The sequence below is a fragment of the Robiginitalea rubriflava genome, assembly GCF_052540725.1.
In genome coordinates this window covers 719,947-739,264 of the sequence record NZ_CP199309.1, presented here as the reverse complement: position 1 = coordinate 739,264, position 19,318 = coordinate 719,947, and the positions used below count along the sequence as shown (strand labels likewise).

Sequence of the window (19,318 nt, the reverse complement as noted above, 5' to 3'; positions counted from 1 at the left end):
CGTATTTGCCGCTCGAATTACTTAATTTCTTGGCCTATTTTATTGAATACAGTAAGCTCAAACTTTGAGCCCGGGCTTTTGGGATAAGTTTCCCGATTAATCTCCCAAATCATGGTATCCCTGGTTCCCCCTGTTGCAGGGAAGGGTTTATTTCTTATAACTTTAACCAGCGTATAGCCTAACTTCTCGGGAACTTTCCGGCTTCTTACATTTAAGGGGTCACAGTGGATTTCAATACGCTCGAGCTTTTCATATTCAAAACCGACTTTTGTGAGGGCACCTGCCGCCTCCGTTGCCAGCCCCTGGTTCAGGAATTCAGCATGGATCCAGTATCCGATTTCCCTTTCATTTTCCCCCAGGCGTGTATGCAGGCCGGTCCCGCCTAACACCCGGTCTTCCTTCTTGTTGAAAATCCCGAAAGTATAATCAATGCCGCTTTCAAATTCTTCCCGGAATTTTTTAAGGAGATCCCTTTTGGCTTTAAGGCTACTGGGCTCTTGCGCTGCCCATGGCATCCAGGGTTTGAGGTGCTCCAGGCTTTCCGTTATGGCTGATAAAAGCTTTTTGGCGTCTGCGGGGGCATAACAGCGAATAACAAGGCGGTTGGTCTCTATTCGGTAGGTTTTCAATGAATTGTGATTTGACTACAACTTATTCCATTCCCAGATTCCGTATTTTAATTCGTTTGGGAGTTTAAATTCACAGCGCTTAAGTGTGAGCAGTATATTTCCCCTGTGATGCGCTTCGTGGTGGATAAAATATCCCAACAAGGGTACAACTCCCCGTTTAAACCCTTTTACACGCCCGTTGTTTTCAATACCGCTCTGCAACATTTCGGCAACCAGGGAAGCCGTGAGAGTGTGGCAGTCTCTTAAGAGGCTGAGGGTTTTAAGGTCTGTGGCTCTTATGGTGGTCAGATCGGCAATCAACGCCTTGTTAAATCGCTCCAATTTCCAATACCGAACGTTGTACATGTGTGCCAGCTGATGCCCCACAGTGCCCCCGCCACGGGGAGAAGTGGTAAGTAAAAGTGCATCGACTGTTAGATGCTTTATCAGCATAAGATTCGTACGGTGGTTAATAAACCAGGTATCCAGAATCTGTTTTTCAATGGGAGTCATAAGTTGCACTTTATCCAAAGTAATACAGGCCTGGTCCTGCTTGATGGGAAATCTGCCAAATATTGTAGAACCTGCCCGAAGCCCATTAAAGATAGCATTTTTTCAAAAAGTTGCTCCCTTAAGTCTTGAAAGGTACAAGGGGTTATTCTGCCAGTTCCGATATGAGCCTAGCTGTCAAAACTCTCCGCCGAATCAATCCGGAATCAATCCAACCTGAAGCCGTTCTTCCTTAAAATACTGGCATACCAGTTATAGGAGATATCGCCTCTCTGATAATATTCCTCTACTTCCTCAATAGATCCTTTTTCGCCGTAATCCACAGTTTTTTTAAGGCTGCCATCGGTATTGAAATACTTCCATTCCCCTATTTTGACGCGCCAGTCTTTATAGGTGCCCTCAGCTTTGAGGCTGCCGTCTTCATAGAATTTGCGGATGGGGCCTTCTACCCGGTTCTGGTTGTAGAATCCTATTTCCTTGTAATTCCCGTTATCGTAATAATTAATCCACTGGCCCTGTCCAACACCATCAACGTATTCCTGCCAGGAGGAAACCTGCCCATTCGGGTGTTTGCCGTAGAGAATGCCTGTGTAGGGGGTATCTTCCCCTTTCAGGTAATAGCGATAAACCCCATTGTTGTTTTTCCCGTCAACATCGGCCATGGAATACTCCATCCTGCCTGTAACTTCACCCATGGAGCGGGGTTCCTGTGCAGAAAGTGCTGCGCAGCCTAGAAGGAAGAAAATAAAAAATCTTTTCATTGCAATTGTTTAGTTTGAAGATACGGATTGGTCGGCACAGATCGTACACCTTCCGGAGTTAAAGTATTCATAAATAGATGTATAGATCGCTAAAAGCACGTAAAAACAGCTGGGGTTTTTATTGAATTTTGAGATTGAAAAACCTGGGTATAAGACCTTATATTCCTGATGGATTTATAAACAGCTATTTTTCCTGATTCGTTTTAACGCTTTGGGGAAGGTTTCCTCCATAAACGCGCGGTGTTCCTCAAGCACATCAATTTCAACAGTTAGTTTAAGGCCCCCCTCGCTTTCGGATAATCGGTAAATCTCATTGGTCCCAGACCACTTTCTGGTAGGTGCATCCATGGGCTGTTCTTTTCCGTTTTTAACAAGTCCAAGATGTCGGAAATGCATGATCTCATTTGGCACATGTTTCACAATGGTACTGTAGATTCCGGATTTGTCAGGAGATAGGAAAAAAACCCGGCTGCCTTCCTTCCAGTGGTCGGTTATGACATGGGATCCTTCCTGAAAAACACTCACCCAATCCCGGTAGGCTGCCTCGTCCCAAAGTACGCTCCAGATGGTTTCTCTGGCAGCCGGGATGTTGATTGAAAATTCAAGATGGTGTATAGTCATTGGTTTTAAATTTCGCGTTGCATAGCTCTACTATTTATTCCGCCCGGAAGCTGAGCGATCCTTATCAAATTGACTGTAAATATTCCCTGAACAAAAAATTAGAAGGACTAGCAGAAATGTCTTTTTCATAGAAGCTAAATGCGTTTATGCCTGACAACCATTTAATCCCTTCCGTTTTGAAGGCAGTTGTTAATTGATTATCTGCTGAAAGCTACTGATAAACCCTTATATAATCTACCTCCATGGCACTTTCGGTGAATTCCGGATCAATGCCGGGCTCAATGGCGATGTTTAAAATGAAATAATAATCATTGTCATAAGGCCAGGTTTCTGAATTCTTAAGCGCTGGTTCATAAGTAAAATGGGCAACCCCATCCACGCTAAAGACCATTTTCTCTGCAGTCCATTCCAGACCGTAGATGTGAAAGCTGCTGGAGGCCCCATCTATTTCCTGGCCTCCTACATTTTGGACATTGTAGCCGTAACTGGAGGCATTGTGCACGGCACTTGAAACATAATCCTGGTTTTTACCCCAGTGTTCGAGAATATCAATTTCCCCACAGAAAGGCCACTTTACAGTGCCATATCCGTTGTTGTCCCAGTAGGCACCATCTTCGTCAATGTTGGTATTGAGCATCCATATGGCCGGCCAGGTACCCTTGCCTTCCGGGAGTTTAGCTCTGACTTCCACACGCCCGTGTGTGAAGGCAAATTTTGAATTCAAACGGGCAGAGGTATAGTCTTTGACCTCCCCCTGCTCTTCCAACCGTTCTTTCCTCGCTACCAGGTATAACCTCCCATCTTTGAGATAGGTATTGGCGGGCCGGTCTGTATAATGCTGGATGATGCCTCCCCACCAGCTGCCCCCCGGGGGTAACTGGGTTTGATGGAACCATTTCTCAGGATCCGGAGCGCCAGAGCCGTCAAATTCATCGGACCAGACCAGGGTTGTGAAAGAGGTTTCCCCGGATTCCAGGTTCGGCTCTGCAGAATAGCTTTGGGCGAAAAGTACCCCGCTGTTTCCCAGAACAAAGGAATATGCAATTACAAAGTATTTGCAGCTATTTCGGATAAAAAATTTAGTCATTTTGTAGTATTATTAAGTGCATACTGAGGTTCCATTTTTATCAGGCATGTGATAATACCGGAAACCGCAATTGCCATTGCCTGAAATTAGCAGCCTGCTCCTTAAAAACAAAAAGCGTATCGTCTGGCACTAACAGGCATTTCTCGAAACCGCTGTCATCTTTCGGGCTAAAGCCCAGCACCAATTTGCGGATAGCCCGGTGTGCCATAGAGTCTATAATTTCTTCCAGGGCAACTGCCTCTGGCGAAAATACATCATTCAGGTATAAGGTATCCCCATCAAAAGAGGCAATTACCACGGCCTGCTTATTTGGAAGATGGTAAACGTCATTTTTCATAAAAGACAGGCAATAAAACATGATCAATGCTTCGTTCTGTAACACGGATAGCCGTGCGATGGGTACAGCAGTCCGTATAGCCCTCACCAATAACTCCACATCATTGCTGTCATCCATATTCAGCTTCCGGATATCTTCCGCCGTTTTCTGTTTGCCATTTAACAGTTTAAAGTGTTGATATTCATCCATTTTTTCAAAATTGAACTTAGGATAGAAATCCAGAACGGTCGGATTGGCAAACAGGAATATAAAATCAGTTTTTTCCTTCCACTCCCCAACGAGGTGTTCGGTCAGGAACCTGCTCAGGCCCCTTCCGCGATGCGTCTCTGCCGTCATTACCGTACCGATTTGAATGGCAGACAATTTCTGATCATCAAGGAGAAATTCCATCGTGCTTGCCGATACGTTGGCGATTAATTCCCCATTATCCAATAAAGAATAGGGGATATACTGCTCCCCCCAGTACCCACTCTGATACCAGTTTTCCAAACTGAACCCGAAGATTGCCTGCCCAAGTTTATCCAGGCCCTGCCAAAGTTTCGGATCGTTTCGGTAATCACTTACAAATTCATAGGCTTGCTGCCCTATCTTAATTTTTTTCATCTGTTTTCTGATAGCGGTGTTTGCCTGAGTTTGAGGAAGAATTGAATCATTGCTAAGGGTTGGGTTTACGTATGCTCCAAGGCCTCCATGCTCAATGGCAACTTAAGTCATACGTATTTTAAACATAATAAAAATAGGCAATTTGATTATTGGAAAGGGTAAAGGCACTGAGTGATTATGTACAATCTCTAAGTTAATGATCAGGTTTTCATATTTCATAATCTCCTCCAGATCCTAATCGATGCTTTCATCAAATAACAAACGGAATCCCTATTCTTGAAGCCTCCTGAATGCAAAAGGTATCTCCATCCCATCACCGGATACAGATGCCTGAATGCCCTCTTCGCTTTTCCAGTACCGAATTTTCTTGGGGAAATCCCATTCCGGATTTTCGAAGGTAGCCTCCTGATGATTTTTCTCTGTCAGGCGGAAAATTACCGGCTCGGGATCATCCGGACTATTGATAACCAGCGCCCAGCCGCTGTTCTCTTTTTTTAAAAGCATGTGTTCCTCCCAGATCGTGTCGGACGCCTGTAAGGTAAAACCAAAGCCGGAGTATTCGTTTTTACTGGTCCTCGTCCAGAATTCAAAAGTTGCTTTTCCTTCTTCTTCATTGGTCCGCTGCCAATTTCCCAAAAGCCAGTCAAATGTCTCTTCGGTTTGGGAGACCGCCGGGCTGTCTGCTTCCGGTGATGCTGGTTCCGTTGGGTTTTGCTTACAACAGCAAAGGATCCCAATGAGAGATATAAGAATCATTTTTTTCATCAGTTGCATCAAATTATAAGTTTAGAAGCAGTGTACGGCCCTAAGTTATCGTTTCAATTCTTTGTCAATTAAGGCTTTTATAGTGTCAATTTCCACAAGCATATGCTCCAACCGGCCAAGCGCTTCCCGTTCCGTAATGCTCTTCCATCTGTGGATCCCTTCATACACCAGTATCATCTGCCTCAGGTTCTGCTCGATATTTAAGAATACTGCCAATTCATTTTGCTCTTGAAGCCTGGCCGGTAAGGTTGTAGAACCAATCAGCAGGCTTATATTCTGAGTAATTTCGCTTTTTCCGTCATCGGTATCTTCAAAGCGTTGGATGGTCAGGTTTTGCAGGCGCCTCAGGTCGATCAGGCGGTTGCGGATATTTGAGGGGATCAGCCCGATCTCCCCGCTGTTCTGCAGTGATTCTATAGTGCTGGTGTTGAAGGTCAGGGGTTTTGATATCATATTCAGCTTAAAAAGCTCCCGATAAACCTGCTCAGGTGAAAGCTTTTCTTTATGGTAGGAATCCGTGTAGGCCTCGTATGCTTTTATGTCCTTGCTGTATTCTTCTATGGTGGTTCTGGCAAAGCTGGTGTCGCTGTTCAGGTCTTCTAACAAGAGTGCATAATAGTCCTGTACTTTTGATTCTGTTTTTTGCTCTTCGTTCCAGTTATTGATTTTGAGGGCAATCAAAATCCCGATAACCACTAAAACAATCTCGCCTACAGCATACAGAAAATAGTTCCTGAACTTGTTTTCGGATAAAAGTCTTTGTCTGATACGCCTGAAAAATTTAATCATAGGGTTTTAATTGGTCACAAAAGGTTATAGTGGTTAAAGCGAATCCCAAAGGAACTAACTAAATAAGCCTATCAGCCCCTTAATTCTACCTCTTTTTTAATTCCCGGTCAATCATTTCAGACAAGGCCAAAGATTCTTCGATTAGTTCCCTATAGGTACTTATAATATCGATTTTCCATATCCGCCTGCTGCTTAACATATTGGTAAAGGTTTTATCCTTAAAAAGATCTTCAGAATCAACCACAATGGCTTTTCCCTGTTCGTCAAATTCAATATACTTAAGGTACAGGGTATTCAGCTGGCTGTGTTCCGTCATACTTACTTTTTGTATTACGTCTGAAATTCGGGTATACCTGATATTGAACAATTGGATAATATTATCCCGCAAAGGGTCTGAGGAGATTAAATCGAAACCCTGTGTCTTCAGGGTTTCAAAGGCAGAATTTGCAAAATTGAACTCCTCGGTCCAGGCAATGGCAGCATATTTCACCCCCAGGGAATCGTGATAGGGCACCTCGTTTTTGATCTGATCCATAATAAGGCTAATACTCTCCACAATAGACCCCTGCATCTTTGCTTCTGTTGTAAACTGCATCACATTGGTTTCCAGGTTTCGCTGTATTTCCTTTAAAATAGTAATTTCTTTCTGCCTGTTGTCCCTTTCATTATTCCAGTTGTTGACCTGTAGGGCGATCAGGATCCCAATGACCACCAGTAAAATCTCGCCTATTGCGTACAAGAGATACTTGCTGAATTTGTTTTCAGTCAGGAATTTATGCCTGAGTTTACGGAAAAATTGAATCATGGAAAGGCAGTTTATTTAGTTAGCTGTTGGGTTCCCCGGGCTTCGAATATTCAGTCGGGTTGCTCTGCTTCAGGCCTTCCAATGCCGTTTCCATACTCCTGAGGAGCTGTTCCTCCTTTATCACGATATCTGTCATGGAAATAGATAAAAAACGGGCAATTTTTCGAATCGATTCTGCATCTTCTTTAAAGTCCAAAGAAATCAGACCGGATAATAAGACGGTAGAAAAATCTTCATAATTGCGTTGTTTGGTATATACCTCATTGATGGCCTGTATGTTTTCCAAATCCAGTTTATTGAATAGGCCGGTTTGAATACCCGTTTGGTAGGCGCTGTTAGAAAAGGAAAGGGTGTTGACCCCCCTGAAAAAAGTGGGTTTAATATTTTTCTTTTCCTTCTGGATGAGCAGGTAGCGGGTGCTGTCGCGCAGCATCCTGTGGTAATCGATAATTTGTTCTGTTTTCTGTTGGTTTGCCTGTATTTCTGAGGTCATATTGGTCATAAGGGCATCAAACTTTGCCTTCTCTTTTTGGCTTTCAGACCAATCCGAAATCGCAAAGCCAAGGAATACACCCAGCATAACAGAAAAAACTTCAATAACTAATGCACCTATTTTATTTTTCATAAACCCTTATAATTTCACCAGAATTTTTCCCTCTTACACTGCGAACATAAGCATTTACTACCTTTTCCATTGGGACAGGATTATGGCCCGGAAAAAAGCTCCTGTATTTTTCATAGGCGTCTGCCACTACCCCAGACGACACTGCATTTACCCGAATCCCTCCTTTAATTTCCAGGGCAACGGCTTTTACAAAACTGTGAAGGGCACCATTAACCAGGGCTGCACTGCTGGTCTTGACCACCGGGTCATCTGCCAGGATGCCCGTGGTGAGGGTAATGGACCCACCGGGGTTCAGATATTTCTGGCCGATGCGCACCAGGTTGACCTGCCCCATCAGCTTGCTTTTTAGACCGATGTAGTAATCTGTTTCAGAAAGTTCCTCAAAGGGCGCCCATTTGGCTTCTCCGGCAATACAGATAAGGGCATCCAGTTTGCCCGCCTCTTTAAACATCTTTTCTATGGAGGTGCTATCGGCTATATCAACCCTGAAATTGCCGCTATTCCTGCCAGCGGTAAAAACTTCACAGGTTCGTTTAAAGTGGGAAACTACTATTTTGCCAATGGTTCCATTGCCCCCGATAACTACTATTCTCATATCTTTTTTGGTCTGGTCCATTCTTCAGGTTGTAACAATAATCTTTCCTTTGGCCCTGTTGGCTTCCATATACTCATGCGCGCCGGCAACCTCATGAAGCGAAAAGACAGAATCTATATTCAAGTGGATATTTCCCGCCTCCACATGGTCTATAAATTCCTGAAGCAATGGCTGTGAAAGGTTGCTGGCCTCTCCCATGTAAACGGTCAGCCTGCCTAAAGAAGGGATGTCTCCCATGGGGGTAAACTCTTTTAAAGTCCATTCATTCCCGAGGATACCCGTCATACAGACGATTCCTCTGGGTGCAATGCACTGAAGTGAATCCTTCAGGGTCCGGGTCCCCACCAGCTCCAGCACTTTATGAACTCCTTCGGGAAATAATTTTCGAACCTCCTTTTGAATACTTCCCGTATCGATAACTACCTGATCCGCACCATTGTCCAGCAAGGCTTGTTTTTTATCCGGGTTCCGGGTGGTTGCAAGGACCGTTACCCCTTTTGTTTTGGCGAGCTGGCAGGCTAGCATCCCGATGGAAGAAGTGCCACCACGGATAAGCAAGGTTTCCCCTTCGCGTATTTCCAGGGCCTGGTTCAGGGAGCCGGAGACCGTTTGGAACATCTCCGGGATGGCCCCAAGAGTTTTCCAGGGAAGGTCGCTTTGAAAGGGAAATACGATTTCAAGGGGAACAAGGGTATACTCGGCATAGCTCCCGTCAAAAAACCGGCCCATCCCTCCCATAAGTGCGGCAACCTGCTGCCCTGGGGGATAAGTCTTGGAAGGATCTGAGGCCACTACTCCCACGCATTCAATTCCCTGAATACGCGGGAATACCACCCCGGGTGAATCCCCTCTGCGGGTAAAGAGCTCCGATCGGTTTAAGCCAAATGCTTTTACCTTAATGAGCACCCAATCCGTTTTGGGTTTCGGGATTTCAACTTCCTGAAGTTCGATCACCTCTGGATTTCCGGCTTTTGTGGTTACGGCTGCTTTCATTTCTTCAATTCGCGTTCTTGGATTCAAGAAACCTCTGGTCTGAATTTAAACAGTACTTTTATCTGTTTGCACACCTTAGTTTCCGATAAGAATCAGGGGTGCGCCACCCGTTGATATCCTGTTTGCATCTGCTGCCACTTCCTGCATCCCGGCGGAGGTCATGGTCTCATTTAAGGCTTCGGCCGATTCAAAAGGCATGGTAAACATTTGAAAATAGGGTGGATCCCCGGCCGGGCCCGGTACAAAACGGGTTAACGTATAGGGTTTCTGATCCGGCGGAATCCCGGTTTTATCATGCAGCAGTGCAATATGTGCATCATAAGCTTTTTTGAAGGCTTCCACGTCTGTGGGTTGTGGGTAGAGGACAATTAGTTTCATAATTGATGGCGTTTGATTGTTTATACTTTAATTTCTGTTTCTCATCACAATCATGTGGGTTCCGGCAATCTTTCTATGGTAATACATGATTTGTTTATCCACTGTGAGGGTTGGGGCCTCAATGATGTCTGCTACCACATCGGAGAACAACACCCGGGGTTCAGAAAAGACATCAGCCAGGTCGGTACGGACTGCCACGCAAATTTCGATCTGTGTTTCAGGGGTAATTTGTCCTTTCCGGTATCGTGTAAAATACAACTCCAGTCCGTCACTGCTAATACAGGGTGCATAATAGATATAGTTGGAATCATTGATGTTTTGGAGGATAGAAGCCTCATTGGAGAGGACCCGGAATTCAAAATCATTTACCCTTTCGGCAATCCCCAGTTCCGTTTCACAGGGTCCCTGGCAGGCAGAGCTGTCAAAGCGGGCATTGTTGTAATACAGGAATTGCCCATCCGTGCTGATACCATGATCCATAACCAGCCAACCGGAAGTATTTTTGTAAAAATCTCCCTGAACCCGGCCGATGTTATTTACCACCCCATTGGTGAATGAGCCGCGGAATAGGTTGTTCAATTCAGCCGGATAATTGCGGGTTGAGGTCCAGTAAAAATTTCCGTCGGCATCCAGATCCGGCACAGCATCCAGGTGGGGCGGATTGGTCTGATTCGGCCCATTGAGTTCCCCTGCAAAATCGAATACCGAATCATTGACCCGTACTGCATAATACAGCCGGGTGTTGGTACCATCGTTTAAATTATTGAATAGGAGGTAGGTACCGTCAGGTGAAATAAAAGGTTCCATCGCATCAAATGTGAGGCCGTTAATGCTTACAACTCTTTCCGCTCCAAATGAGGGGAAGTTGAAATTCTCCCCTGTGTTTTTGTCATCCGAGGCACAGGAAATTCCAAGAATGATAAAAAAGAGGCCAAGTAGCGGGAAGTATATTTTATTCATTTTAGTTTGATTAACCTGCAGTGGGCATTTATTCCATACAAATTAGATTATTTTATCTATACTTTTTTACCCGTTCATCATTGATGACCCCCTTCCAATTCAGGCCATAGGCAAAATCATAGGAATTGCCTTCTGCATCGGTATATGGGGTCATATCCCGGGGGACATCCTCAAGCTGGGCCTCTACTGTCAGCATATCGGCTGGCATCTGAAAGGGCAATAGCCCCGATGGTTCAGCCCTGCCGGATATCAGTTCCATCAGAGCCTGGTCCTGAACACCCATATGAATCAAAATAGCTGAGGCACTTTTTTCAATTTCAGAAAAAACCATGGGCTTGGATGCTTTCACAACTACAATGACGGGTTTATCGCCCATTTCTGTTTTGGTATCAATGACCAGATCCATATCCGAATTGTTTACCGTCTGCACGTTTTTACCTTTATAAGATCTGTTTGTAAAGCCTTCCAACGGACTTCCGCCAGCCAGACTCACCTCACGGGCCGTTATAGCGATATAAGGGCCATACTGTAAATTTATAGGCACGTAACCATTGCCGCCATTCTCCAGGTCAGAATCATCATAACCAACCCCTCCGTTCGGGCTTTGAATCCCCACCAGGGCAAAGTCTGCATCTCTGGGATCTCCAACTACTTCATAATACCTGGCTATAACCTCCATATTAAATGGAGATTCGGTTTTCTCGGGAGTCACATTGCCAAACCAATTGGTAGTTGGAGCTATGTAGCGCTGGGGTACAAAGACTTTTTGCTTCTCTTCCAATGGAAGCGTACTGTTCTGATTTTTTAGCAGCACCACCGAGCGCAATTGAGCCTCAAACCCGGCCTTCATATAATCGGGATTCCCTACAAGGGTTGTGGTCTCTTCAATATCCAGATAGGGGTTTTCGAAAAGGCCAACCCGGAAAATGTTCTTTAACAGGCGGACGGCTGAGATTTCAAAGCGCTGGCGCATATACTCCTCGCCGTGCTCCTCCACCCCTAATTCGTAGGCCGCTATCACCGGTTTCATATCGTTGTTGCCGCCAAACTGGTCCATGCCTGCTGCTATTGCCTTATAATGCCGTTCGGCTTCCGTGAGGTTCTCTACCCCCCAGGGCTTGCCCTGGAAGGTACTGATGGAAGAAACATCCCGCGTTATGCCCCAATCCGTGCATAGTACGCCGTCGTAGCCGTATTTGCCACGGAGCAGGTCGGTAATCAGGTATTTGTTAAACCCATTGGCCACAGCCTCCCCCTGCCCGTCGGAAATGGTGTAATACGGCATCACGGCAGCTGCTTTTTCGGTGACCCCATCCAGTTTAAAAGCCCCTTCGGTGAAAGGCTGTAAATGGTCTTTAATATTCTTACCGGGATAGACGGCATAGGCCCCGTAGCCAAAGTGCCCGTCCCGGCCACCTTCCTCAGGGCCACCTCCCGGCCAGTGTTTTACCATGGTGTTGACGCTTTCAAAACCCCAGCCCCCGCCTTCGGAGGATTGGAACCCATCTACATAGGCCCTGGCTAAATCCGTTGCCAGGTCGGGGTCTTCCCCCATGGTACCGTCAAAACGGCTCCATCTGGGCTCCGTGGCCAGATCAATTTGCGGTGACAGGGCAGTGGCAATTCCGAGCGCACGGTACTCTTTGGAAGCGATCTCCCCGAATTGTTTCATCAGTTCCGGGTCAAAGGAGGCGGCAATACCCAGGGTTCCCGGCCACAAGGAAATGTCACCCCCGGCCCCTTCATTGAATTCGGCATAGGTGTCGCTTCCGTGTCTCGGATCCGAACTGGTGTTAACAGGTATTCCCAGGCCAATGCCTTCCACATGGGCCTGTGCATTGTTATTCCATTGGGCTGATATGGCCGCGCTTTCAACACTGGTAATCAAAACGTGCCTGAGGTTATCCTCGGTAAGGAACTTCTTTTGGTCATCTGAAAGGTCGCTTGCCTGGGCCCCGCTTTCCCTAAAGGGTTTCCCTCCGTAGGCAGACCCTCTCCGGCCTGTAGCAGGAATAGCCTGATGCCCGCTATAGAGCATGAGCCCCGCAATTTGTTCCACAGACATTTTGGAAGCCAGATCTGAAGCCCTTTGCTCAACCGGCAAACGCCAGTCTTCGTAATCATCCAGGGTACCGTTTTTGTTGAGGTCTTTAAAGGCATATCTGTCAACGGTCAGCAGGCTTACTCCGGAATTGGCATTATACCCCAGGGTACTGCCGTTTTCGTTTGAAACGACAATAAAGCCGTCTTTAGATTCGGTGGTGAATTTATCACCACAATTCAAAAACAAAAAGGAAAGTGCAATAGCACCAACGGTTTGCATTGTTTTAGTTGTTTTCATTATTATTTGTTTAGTCGGGTAATTTGTAACCAGATCGATTGCCCATTCTATTGTTTATTATTTTGATCAGATAAAGCAAGGCCACGAAAAAAAACAACCCACTTTCCCAAAATTTTCCTTCCAGATAAAAATAGATCCCCCCGGCCATGCCAAATCCCAGCCAAATGATGTCAGTTAAAAGGTTACCCTTAAGTATTTTAAGTATCATAGAACGGTTTTAATTTGAGCGGGATGTGTCGTTTACAGGATTTCCGGGCGTTATTTCTGTTCCCTCATATCCGTAAATACCATCAGATTTAATGTCTGTGGACATCAGCAGCGCATCTACATAATCCCGGTATTCCTCAAAGAAAATAGATTTTCGCGACTTCCAGTACAACTTAAATCCCGGTTGGTCTTTTACCCCGTAAATAACCTGCATTAGGGATTTCGGGATCCGCTTATCCAGGGTGCCTTCCAGAGAAAGGTAATAGCTATTCTGAAAGGCCAGGAAAAGGCCATGAAAGTTAAAGATGTGTTGCAGGCGTTCCTCTTTGGTCATGGATTCCGGGTCGGCAAGGAACCTGAAAAAAGAGGCGCTGGCCTCCTTGTTGGTACCCATGGCAGCATACCAGTTGGTCATGGTATCTATGGTGGCCGTTGCCGTGGCCGATCGGGTAGCTTTGGTATTTTCCCTTAACTGGATACTAACAAATACCAGGGAAATCAGGATGGCAACGCCCCCCAGTACTTCCACCAGGAGGGCTACTTTTTTGAGTTTGATTTTCATTTACGGGAATCTTAGTAGTACACAGCGGTTCTTTTAAAAGTAGGGATTTTATTCTTATAAGGATTAACAAGGGTCCTCGTAATCCAGGGATTCTATTTCACACTGGTAATGGTAGCTTTCTTCAGAAAAAAGAGTTGATAATAATCTCTCTTACCTGGATTGCTTCTTTAGCCTTTTGCGCATAAATACACCCAGTGCAATAAATACAACTACTAAATGTATTCGGTACTCCCCCAATGGGCCCTCTGGCCATAGGTCTAGCAGTGCGATAAGTAGGGCCAAAGAAACAGGGATCAGTATTACCCAGAGTACTATTGTGATGAGTCGGTTCATGGTTTGGAGGGTTTTTAAATTGTCGCTTTTAAGCATTATTGTAGCTAACTTAGCATGTGTTTTATAATCAGAGCTCATTCCTGATCTGGTATAACAGCTCAACCATTCCATCTTTAAAGGCGGTTACGTTTTTTAATTGTAATCTTTGTTCTTTTCCTATATAGTCAAAGAAAAGTGTACCGTTTCCCAAAAGGATGGGCATGATTGAGATGTTTATTTCATCGGCCAATCCTAGACGTAAGAGTTCCTTTGCTAAACTGGGGCCTCCACCCATCCAGATAGAATTGAATTTAGGCCTGAGCTGATCAGAAATGATCTTTGCGAGATCTCCGGATACGAAATGCACAGATTTGTTGAATGGCTTTAGTTTCCTGCTGGTGAGTACAAAAACTGGTTTTTCTCCGTAGGGCCAGCCGAGCTCCACCGCCTGCGCGTAGGTATGCGAACCCAAAAGGTAACAGTCTATCGACTGGAGAAAATCTAAGACATAGGTTTTACTAAGCTCCACCCCGTCTTCGTATGTATCTTCAGAGCGCATCCACGAAAGATCACCGTCCTTTTTGGCAACAAAGCCGTCAAGACTGGAAACCATGTGGATGGTCACCGTTGAGGAACCCGTGTTCATTGTAATATTTGTGCAATGGCCCGCATCGCAGCTTATATAGGATTATATTTTCTTCAATTTAGGAAATTAAACCAGTCTTTCTTCATCGGCAGACCAGAAAATGGCAAACATGTCCCCGCCTAAGCCTGACATAAAAGGTTCCACGACCCCAAGGACGGCTGCTGCAGTTACCGCTGCATCTACGGCATTACCACCTCTCTGCAGAACCGCCAAACCGGCCTGACTGTCCAGGTCATTGCTGCTTACTACAGCCCCATTTGGGGCATAAGCTGCACGGGCAGGATACTGCTCAGCAGCTGCGCCCAGGGCGACCCGAAAACTGAGCCCGGCAACAATCGCTGCAATAGTGCTTATTAATAAAACCAATAAAGACGAAACTAAAATTCGTTTCATTTTTTTATAGTTTTAACGAACAGTACGCCCGTGTTCTTTACTCATGCGGTTAAGGGCTCGAGGTAAGCCTTACAATCTCCCTTAAATAGTATTCAATAGGCTCTTCCTCAATTGCGCTGGTGATATTGCTTACATAATGTATCCTCCGTGCAATTAAAGATTTGTGAACTGGAGACTTAAGTATGCCCAGGGCTTTGTCCATATCCTCAATAGAGAAAACGGCCTGCGCTATTAAAAATGGTTCATATCGGGTATTCCAGAAATCAGATGCAGACACTTCTTCTTCCGTGTAATCCTGAAGCACATCGTTCCAGGAGATAATCAGACTTTGTAAGGTATCATTTTGCAAAAGCTGGTAATTTCCGGAACTGATCAGGGAATGTACTACCCCATTGGAAGGGTTATAGGTATGACCCTGCAACGCCTCTTTTATCATTGCAATGTTTTCTTCCGTAAAAAAGTTTTCTTCCTCCGGGCTGTTGAGAAGGTCCAGCAACTTTTCTGCATTCTCCCTGGCGGTATAATGGATTTCCTTTGCTGTTTCAAACAGTTCCAGGTTCTTTGTGAAGTCCTTATGGAGAGCAGCAAGAATCTGTTGTTCTTCCTGCCGGTCCTTCCTTCCTTCATTCCAGGTATTTACCTGCAAGGCAACCAAAATCCCGATTACCACAAGGATGATCTCACCAACAGCATATAGAAAGTACCTGGAAAAACGATTCTCTGCCAAAAGGGTTTTTCGGATTTTGCGGAAGAATTGGATCACGGCTTACAGTTTATTTGATTTGTTGGAGCACAGGGCACGGTCAACCTTTTCTTTGAATTCAGCCGGCGCATCCAGATGCAGCCCGAGTACTTTGTATTTCCTGGAGATCCCGTAGAGCCCGGTAATGGTGTTTTCATTTTTAAGGTGGATTATAATATTGTGACCTTCCAGGTCCCCCAGAAAGGAGAGTTTCCGAACTTCCTTACCGAAGTCAAGTTCCCTTGAGGAAACTTCTATGCTTTCAATATTGTTCAGGGCCAGTGTGGTTTCATTCAGGATACCATATCGCAGCTGCAGTGTTTCGGGCCCAAGTATGATCGGTCTTTTACCAAGGGCCCTGGCAAACCCAAAGAGTTGAAGGGCAGTATACAGGCTCAGGCCCGTGAAAATCCAGGCTGCTACTACGCTCCACTTTGCGAGTAAAAAATGGACGGCAATGGTTTCTACCACGATAATCAGCAGGATTCCACCCAATATGGACAGGGATCCGCTTTTTTTATGGTAGGTAAATTCATTTTTCCTGACCTCCCTTTTTTTCCAGGCTACAAAACCGTAGTAAAAAACGGCTATTTCCGTTGCCACCGCTGCAGCCAGTTTTGAAGGAAGCATTTTGCCACAGACGTCTTTGAGTGTGTCGTAGAAATCGGGGGTGGTATTTTTTAGTTTTTTATAGGTTTGAACAGCCTTCCTGACGTGGATCACAACATAGGTCACAACCGCTAGTTCTATTAGCGGTAAGCCCCAGGTTTTAAACAGGTCCAGATAGTCCTGATGTTCTGCCGGCAGGAAGCTGTAACCAACCAACAGGCCCAACAGCATTATTGGGACCACGGTTGTTTTAGGAATTTTGGATTTGCGGATAAGCAGGAAGTAGACCATTGGGACGGTGAGCAGCAGATCTGCGGTTATTGCCAGGGCCATGCTATTGCTCGTAAGGAGGGCGGGGGATCTCATCAGCAATATCAGTATTCCCAGGAGCCCGAGAGGGATTCCGAAATAGAGGGAGTACTGTTTAAATCCAAGGGCTTTGTCCAAAATCTTTATTTTAAGGCTAAGGGACTGATGACTCCCTATGAAATTAGTCCTTTTGATCGGATTTTCGTTACATTTTTAAAGTTTGAATGTCAGGTGAGTAACCCACTGTAGATATTTATGGACTATCTATATCTCATCAGAGAAATGCCCTTTGTGTTTTCCTTTGGCAAATTTCACTTTGTTGAATTCATCAGATTTTCCTTTGGGGATGGTTAAGCTCTTCCAATTAGGTCCCAAAACCATCCTGCCGATATAGGCAATTTGCCCTGTGTGGTAGGCGTAATGCGCGAGTTGCCGGTTTATGGCTTCAACAATAGAGTGTTCCTGATTCCGGATATAAACTTTGGTATCGAAATTACCCTCATTAATCGTGCTTAGGGCATCAAATAAACAGGCCCATCCCTCATTCCATTTTTGAAGCAGTTCCGCTTTGGATTGTATTACCGGCTCAAATTCCATATCCCTGTTGCGCCACTTTTTTTCGCCATCCGAACTCAAAAAATCAGTCCATCGGGATTTCATGTTTCCCCATAGATGGTTTACAATAATTGCAATGGAATTAGACTCCGGGTTATACTGCCAGAAGAGATCCGCTTCGCTCAGTTGGTCAAAAGTCTTATCACCCACTGATTTGTAATATTCAAATTGTTTTTTGGCGCTTTCCAAATATGCTTTTTTCATTGCAATAAAGTTTTTTGAGTGGAGCCCGTCTTCTTTCTTTTCCTGGGAAATAGCGGGGTTCTTTTTCTGGCATCGCGAAAAATTTCCCGCTAAAAGCAGCCCCGTTATTTTGATCCTTAACCCGGGCTATTTAAAGCTCCCCGTGTTTTTTACGAAATCTTCTTTAACCGGCATATAGTCCTTTCTAATTTCGCCATTGACCTGTATTTCTTTAAAATACAGTTTTGCACCTATGGTATTATATAAATCTGGGGTATTCTGCAATTGTAAATGCAAATGTGCCTGGGTTGTATTCCCGGAGTTGCCGCACTGGGCTATGACCTGGCCCTGCTTAACAAGCTCTCCTTCTTTTACCTGAATGGAGTTGTGTTTGATATGTGCAAATAGCAGGTATTCGTTTTTTACCGTTTGAAGGATAATGGTATTTCCCGTCAGATTCTCCGTATTTACTTCCCCTGGCCGGTTGTCCTGTATCCCATCAATTACCTTATAAACACGGGCATCACACGGAGCCATAATATCCTTGCCAAAAACAAAAAAACTTTCATTTTTTTCCGGATCCCCGTTGTAAGGTGCTCCATTGGCTACCATCAGGATGTCATAGGCGTATTGCTGGTTTAAATCTTCCATATGATAGTTAATGTCCCTCTTTTCTCCGCCCCAATAGACAAATGCTTCTTCCTTAAATGGAAAAATCATTTCGGTGGTGTTTCTTTCCAGCCTCGGGGCATTTTCAGCCCTATTTCTGGGGATAAACCAGCTACCAATTTGATTCTGGCTACTTAAGTTGAAGTAAATGTCGCTTTTGCCTTTTTCAAAAGTGGTGCTGTACACATGTGCTGAATTGTATGTGCCAGAATACTTCATCTTCTCAATCAACCCAAAACCGGACCTCACTTCATCCATAAATTCAGATGTATTTTCGGGTGACAGGAAGGTTTTCATAACCTTGTCAAACATGTTATAAATTCCCCTGTCATCTGTATTATTATAACAGTTTTGAAATTCTGTGGCTACGGCCCTGATATTTTCAGGCTCGTATTGTGAATAACTGAAAAAGGAGGAAGCCAGAAATAGGGTTAGTAGTAAATATCTCATTTTATAATTTAAATGTTCCTCAAAAATTCCCAAACACTTTGTTATTTAAGACCAAGGCTACACTCAATGGAATTAGGTTAAAATTCTGAAACCGGCTGTCCATTCCTGAAATGTCAGGCAAATAGATTTTGACTGAATATGCACATAAATTAATTATTTGGATTTTGAATTGCAATGTCCTTTTTAAAGGCCAACATAAGGATACCCCAACTAAGGATAATATGCCCTATGATAATTGTTAACCTGCTGTTGTAAATAAAAGAACCTGTACCGATTATGATAACTCCGGCGATGGCTAATAGGGCCCATATTGCAGCTCTCCGTATTAATTTACCTGCATGGGTTGCCAACCCCAGGTAAAACAATGCAGGGCCTATAGTTATAAAAGGGATGCGGATAGACGGCCTTTCCATAACCTGATTTATTAATTGATCCATTCCGCCATAATCGGTTCCATAACTCCACCATAAAAAATCAATGGTTGCCTGTCCGATAAGGGCTACTACCCCCAGGGATGTTAAAACAGTGGCGGTATTACTAAAAAGAGAATCTGAAAAAATGTAATTCAGAGACAAACAGAACAGAACCCCAATAAACAGTAGCCAATGCGCATAATCTATGGGCTGTTGGTTTTGGATGAACTCGTTCCCACCCAAAAGCATTACCTGATTCAGTATTAAAAAGACAAGGCCTGTTATGGCGAATACTTTTAATTTCATAGGTCTTCAATATAAAACGTGCTGATAGAACTGGGCCTGCAGACAGATGTAGTCCTGCCTCTAACAGTAATCCACTCCATTTTAAGGCCTGAGGGGATATTCTTTTTTTGGCAATACGATCTTA

At 44.7% G+C, this 19,318-nt stretch carries 24 protein-coding genes; all 24 read right to left on the bottom strand.

Annotated features, from left to right (window positions below):
• Positions 1-17: 17 nt before the first annotated feature.
• Complete coding sequence (locus tag ACT6NU_RS03465) at positions 18-629, bottom strand: GNAT family N-acetyltransferase (protein WP_445383070.1); 612 nt, start codon at positions 627-629, stop codon at positions 18-20.
• Between the two features lie 15 nt (positions 630-644).
• Positions 645-1,121, bottom strand: coding sequence for a DinB family protein (locus ACT6NU_RS03460; protein ID WP_445383069.1), 477 nt, complete (start codon positions 1,119-1,121; stop codon positions 645-647).
• A gap of 203 nt (positions 1,122-1,324) precedes the next feature.
• On the bottom strand, positions 1,325-1,879 hold the full coding sequence (locus tag ACT6NU_RS03455) for a toxin-antitoxin system YwqK family antitoxin (protein ID WP_445383068.1): 555 nt from the start codon (positions 1,877-1,879) through the stop codon (positions 1,325-1,327).
• Between the two features lie 174 nt (positions 1,880-2,053).
• Positions 2,054-2,500, bottom strand: a complete 447-nt coding sequence (locus tag ACT6NU_RS03450) for a hypothetical protein (RefSeq protein WP_445383067.1) — start codon at positions 2,498-2,500, stop codon at positions 2,054-2,056.
• Positions 2,501-2,711: 211 nt separating this feature from the next.
• On the bottom strand, positions 2,712-3,587 hold the full coding sequence (locus ACT6NU_RS03445) for a glycoside hydrolase family 16 protein (protein WP_445383066.1): 876 nt from the start codon (positions 3,585-3,587) through the stop codon (positions 2,712-2,714).
• A gap of 40 nt (positions 3,588-3,627) precedes the next feature.
• On the bottom strand, positions 3,628-4,527 hold the full coding sequence (locus tag ACT6NU_RS03440; protein WP_445383065.1) for a GNAT family N-acetyltransferase: 900 nt from the start codon (positions 4,525-4,527) through the stop codon (positions 3,628-3,630).
• A 270-nt stretch (positions 4,528-4,797) separates the two neighbouring features.
• Positions 4,798-5,283 carry a DUF6265 family protein gene (locus ACT6NU_RS03435; RefSeq protein WP_445383064.1) on the bottom strand — a complete coding sequence of 162 codons (486 nt, stop codon included), beginning with the start codon at positions 5,281-5,283 and terminating at the stop codon, positions 4,798-4,800.
• A gap of 54 nt (positions 5,284-5,337) precedes the next feature.
• Complete coding sequence (locus ACT6NU_RS03430) at positions 5,338-6,081, bottom strand: DUF6090 family protein (RefSeq protein ID WP_445383063.1); 744 nt, start codon at positions 6,079-6,081, stop codon at positions 5,338-5,340.
• Positions 6,082-6,166: 85 nt separating this feature from the next.
• Positions 6,167-6,886 (bottom strand): DUF6090 family protein, encoded by a 720-nt coding sequence (locus tag ACT6NU_RS03425; RefSeq protein WP_445383062.1) that lies wholly within the window; start codon positions 6,884-6,886, stop codon positions 6,167-6,169.
• A gap of 19 nt (positions 6,887-6,905) precedes the next feature.
• Positions 6,906-7,511 (bottom strand): hypothetical protein, encoded by a 606-nt coding sequence (locus ACT6NU_RS03420; RefSeq protein ID WP_445383061.1) that lies wholly within the window; start codon positions 7,509-7,511, stop codon positions 6,906-6,908.
• The gene (locus ACT6NU_RS03415; protein ID WP_445383060.1) at positions 7,501-8,106 is read right to left on the bottom strand and encodes a short chain dehydrogenase; all 606 of its coding nucleotides are present in this window, start codon (positions 8,104-8,106) and stop codon (positions 7,501-7,503) included. The genes ACT6NU_RS03420 and ACT6NU_RS03415 overlap by 11 nt, the downstream gene beginning before the upstream one ends.
• Positions 8,107-8,130: 24 nt before the next feature.
• A complete protein-coding gene (locus ACT6NU_RS03410) occupies positions 8,131-9,126 on the bottom strand; it encodes a zinc-binding alcohol dehydrogenase family protein (RefSeq protein WP_445383059.1) in 996 nt (331 codons plus the stop codon).
• 48 nt (positions 9,127-9,174) lie between these two features.
• Complete coding sequence (locus tag ACT6NU_RS03405) at positions 9,175-9,477, bottom strand: EthD family reductase (RefSeq protein WP_445383058.1); 303 nt, start codon at positions 9,475-9,477, stop codon at positions 9,175-9,177.
• 27 nt (positions 9,478-9,504) lie between these two features.
• Positions 9,505-10,437: a hypothetical protein gene (locus ACT6NU_RS03400; RefSeq protein ID WP_445383057.1), complete on the bottom strand. Its 933-nt coding sequence runs from the start codon at positions 10,435-10,437 to the stop codon at positions 9,505-9,507.
• A gap of 52 nt (positions 10,438-10,489) precedes the next feature.
• Positions 10,490-12,778, bottom strand: a complete 2,289-nt coding sequence (locus tag ACT6NU_RS03395) for a glycoside hydrolase family 3 N-terminal domain-containing protein (protein WP_445383056.1) — start codon at positions 12,776-12,778, stop codon at positions 10,490-10,492.
• A 217-nt stretch (positions 12,779-12,995) separates the two neighbouring features.
• On the bottom strand, positions 12,996-13,547 hold the full coding sequence (locus tag ACT6NU_RS03390) for a hypothetical protein (protein ID WP_445383055.1): 552 nt from the start codon (positions 13,545-13,547) through the stop codon (positions 12,996-12,998).
• Between the two features lie 150 nt (positions 13,548-13,697).
• Positions 13,698-13,880 carry a hypothetical protein gene (locus ACT6NU_RS03385; RefSeq protein WP_445383054.1) on the bottom strand — a complete coding sequence of 61 codons (183 nt, stop codon included), beginning with the start codon at positions 13,878-13,880 and terminating at the stop codon, positions 13,698-13,700.
• 67 nt (positions 13,881-13,947) lie between these two features.
• Positions 13,948-14,505 carry a dihydrofolate reductase family protein gene (locus ACT6NU_RS03380; protein WP_445383053.1) on the bottom strand — a complete coding sequence of 186 codons (558 nt, stop codon included), beginning with the start codon at positions 14,503-14,505 and terminating at the stop codon, positions 13,948-13,950.
• A gap of 66 nt (positions 14,506-14,571) precedes the next feature.
• A complete protein-coding gene (locus ACT6NU_RS03375) occupies positions 14,572-14,898 on the bottom strand; it encodes a gamma-glutamyltransferase (protein WP_445383052.1) in 327 nt (108 codons plus the stop codon).
• A 49-nt stretch (positions 14,899-14,947) separates the two neighbouring features.
• Positions 14,948-15,661: a DUF6090 family protein gene (locus ACT6NU_RS03370; RefSeq protein ID WP_445383051.1), complete on the bottom strand. Its 714-nt coding sequence runs from the start codon at positions 15,659-15,661 to the stop codon at positions 14,948-14,950.
• A 3-nt stretch (positions 15,662-15,664) separates the two neighbouring features.
• On the bottom strand, positions 15,665-16,696 hold the full coding sequence (locus ACT6NU_RS03365) for a hypothetical protein (protein WP_445383050.1): 1,032 nt from the start codon (positions 16,694-16,696) through the stop codon (positions 15,665-15,667).
• Between the two features lie 126 nt (positions 16,697-16,822).
• Positions 16,823-17,377, bottom strand: a complete 555-nt coding sequence (locus ACT6NU_RS03360; RefSeq protein ID WP_445383049.1) for a DUF1572 family protein — start codon at positions 17,375-17,377, stop codon at positions 16,823-16,825.
• Between the two features lie 126 nt (positions 17,378-17,503).
• The gene (locus ACT6NU_RS03355) at positions 17,504-18,475 is read right to left on the bottom strand and encodes a peptidoglycan DD-metalloendopeptidase family protein (RefSeq protein WP_445383048.1); all 972 of its coding nucleotides are present in this window, start codon (positions 18,473-18,475) and stop codon (positions 17,504-17,506) included.
• 149 nt (positions 18,476-18,624) lie between these two features.
• Positions 18,625-19,194 carry a hypothetical protein gene (locus ACT6NU_RS03350; RefSeq protein ID WP_445383047.1) on the bottom strand — a complete coding sequence of 190 codons (570 nt, stop codon included), beginning with the start codon at positions 19,192-19,194 and terminating at the stop codon, positions 18,625-18,627.
• Between the last annotated feature and the right edge of the window lie 124 nt (positions 19,195-19,318).

Excerpts from the sequence above, each read along its gene's own strand:
- ACT6NU_RS03460 (WP_445383069.1), bottom strand. The coding sequence starts at position 1,121 with ATGACTCCCATTGAAAAACAGATTCTGGATACCTGGTTTATTAACCAC.
- ACT6NU_RS03455 (WP_445383068.1), bottom strand. The coding sequence starts at position 1,879 with ATGAAAAGATTTTTTATTTTCTTCCTTCTAGGCTGCGCAGCACTTTCT.
- ACT6NU_RS03450 (WP_445383067.1), bottom strand. The coding sequence starts at position 2,500 with ATGACTATACACCATCTTGAATTTTCAATCAACATCCCGGCTGCCAGA.
- ACT6NU_RS03445 (WP_445383066.1), bottom strand. The coding sequence starts at position 3,587 with ATGACTAAATTTTTTATCCGAAATAGCTGCAAATACTTTGTAATTGCA.
- ACT6NU_RS03440 (WP_445383065.1), bottom strand. The coding sequence starts at position 4,527 with ATGAAAAAAATTAAGATAGGGCAGCAAGCCTATGAATTTGTAAGTGAT.
- ACT6NU_RS03435 (WP_445383064.1), bottom strand. The coding sequence starts at position 5,283 with ATGATTCTTATATCTCTCATTGGGATCCTTTGCTGTTGTAAGCAAAAC.
- ACT6NU_RS03430 (WP_445383063.1), bottom strand. The coding sequence starts at position 6,081 with ATGATTAAATTTTTCAGGCGTATCAGACAAAGACTTTTATCCGAAAAC.
- ACT6NU_RS03425 (WP_445383062.1), bottom strand. The coding sequence starts at position 6,886 with ATGATTCAATTTTTCCGTAAACTCAGGCATAAATTCCTGACTGAAAAC.
- ACT6NU_RS03420 (WP_445383061.1), bottom strand. The coding sequence starts at position 7,511 with ATGAAAAATAAAATAGGTGCATTAGTTATTGAAGTTTTTTCTGTTATG.
- ACT6NU_RS03415 (WP_445383060.1), bottom strand. The coding sequence starts at position 8,106 with ATGAGAATAGTAGTTATCGGGGGCAATGGAACCATTGGCAAAATAGTA.
- ACT6NU_RS03405 (WP_445383058.1), bottom strand. The coding sequence starts at position 9,477 with ATGAAACTAATTGTCCTCTACCCACAACCCACAGACGTGGAAGCCTTC.
- ACT6NU_RS03400 (WP_445383057.1), bottom strand. The coding sequence starts at position 10,437 with ATGAATAAAATATACTTCCCGCTACTTGGCCTCTTTTTTATCATTCTT.
- ACT6NU_RS03395 (WP_445383056.1), bottom strand. The coding sequence starts at position 12,778 with ATGAAAACAACTAAAACAATGCAAACCGTTGGTGCTATTGCACTTTCC.
- ACT6NU_RS03390 (WP_445383055.1), bottom strand. The coding sequence starts at position 13,547 with ATGAAAATCAAACTCAAAAAAGTAGCCCTCCTGGTGGAAGTACTGGGG.
- ACT6NU_RS03385 (WP_445383054.1), bottom strand. The coding sequence starts at position 13,880 with ATGAACCGACTCATCACAATAGTACTCTGGGTAATACTGATCCCTGTT.
- ACT6NU_RS03380 (WP_445383053.1), bottom strand. The coding sequence starts at position 14,505 with ATGAACACGGGTTCCTCAACGGTGACCATCCACATGGTTTCCAGTCTT.
- ACT6NU_RS03375 (WP_445383052.1), bottom strand. The coding sequence starts at position 14,898 with ATGAAACGAATTTTAGTTTCGTCTTTATTGGTTTTATTAATAAGCACT.
- ACT6NU_RS03360 (WP_445383049.1), bottom strand. The coding sequence starts at position 17,377 with ATGAAAAAAGCATATTTGGAAAGCGCCAAAAAACAATTTGAATATTAC.
- ACT6NU_RS03355 (WP_445383048.1), bottom strand. The coding sequence starts at position 18,475 with ATGAGATATTTACTACTAACCCTATTTCTGGCTTCCTCCTTTTTCAGT.
- ACT6NU_RS03350 (WP_445383047.1), bottom strand. The coding sequence starts at position 19,194 with ATGAAATTAAAAGTATTCGCCATAACAGGCCTTGTCTTTTTAATACTG.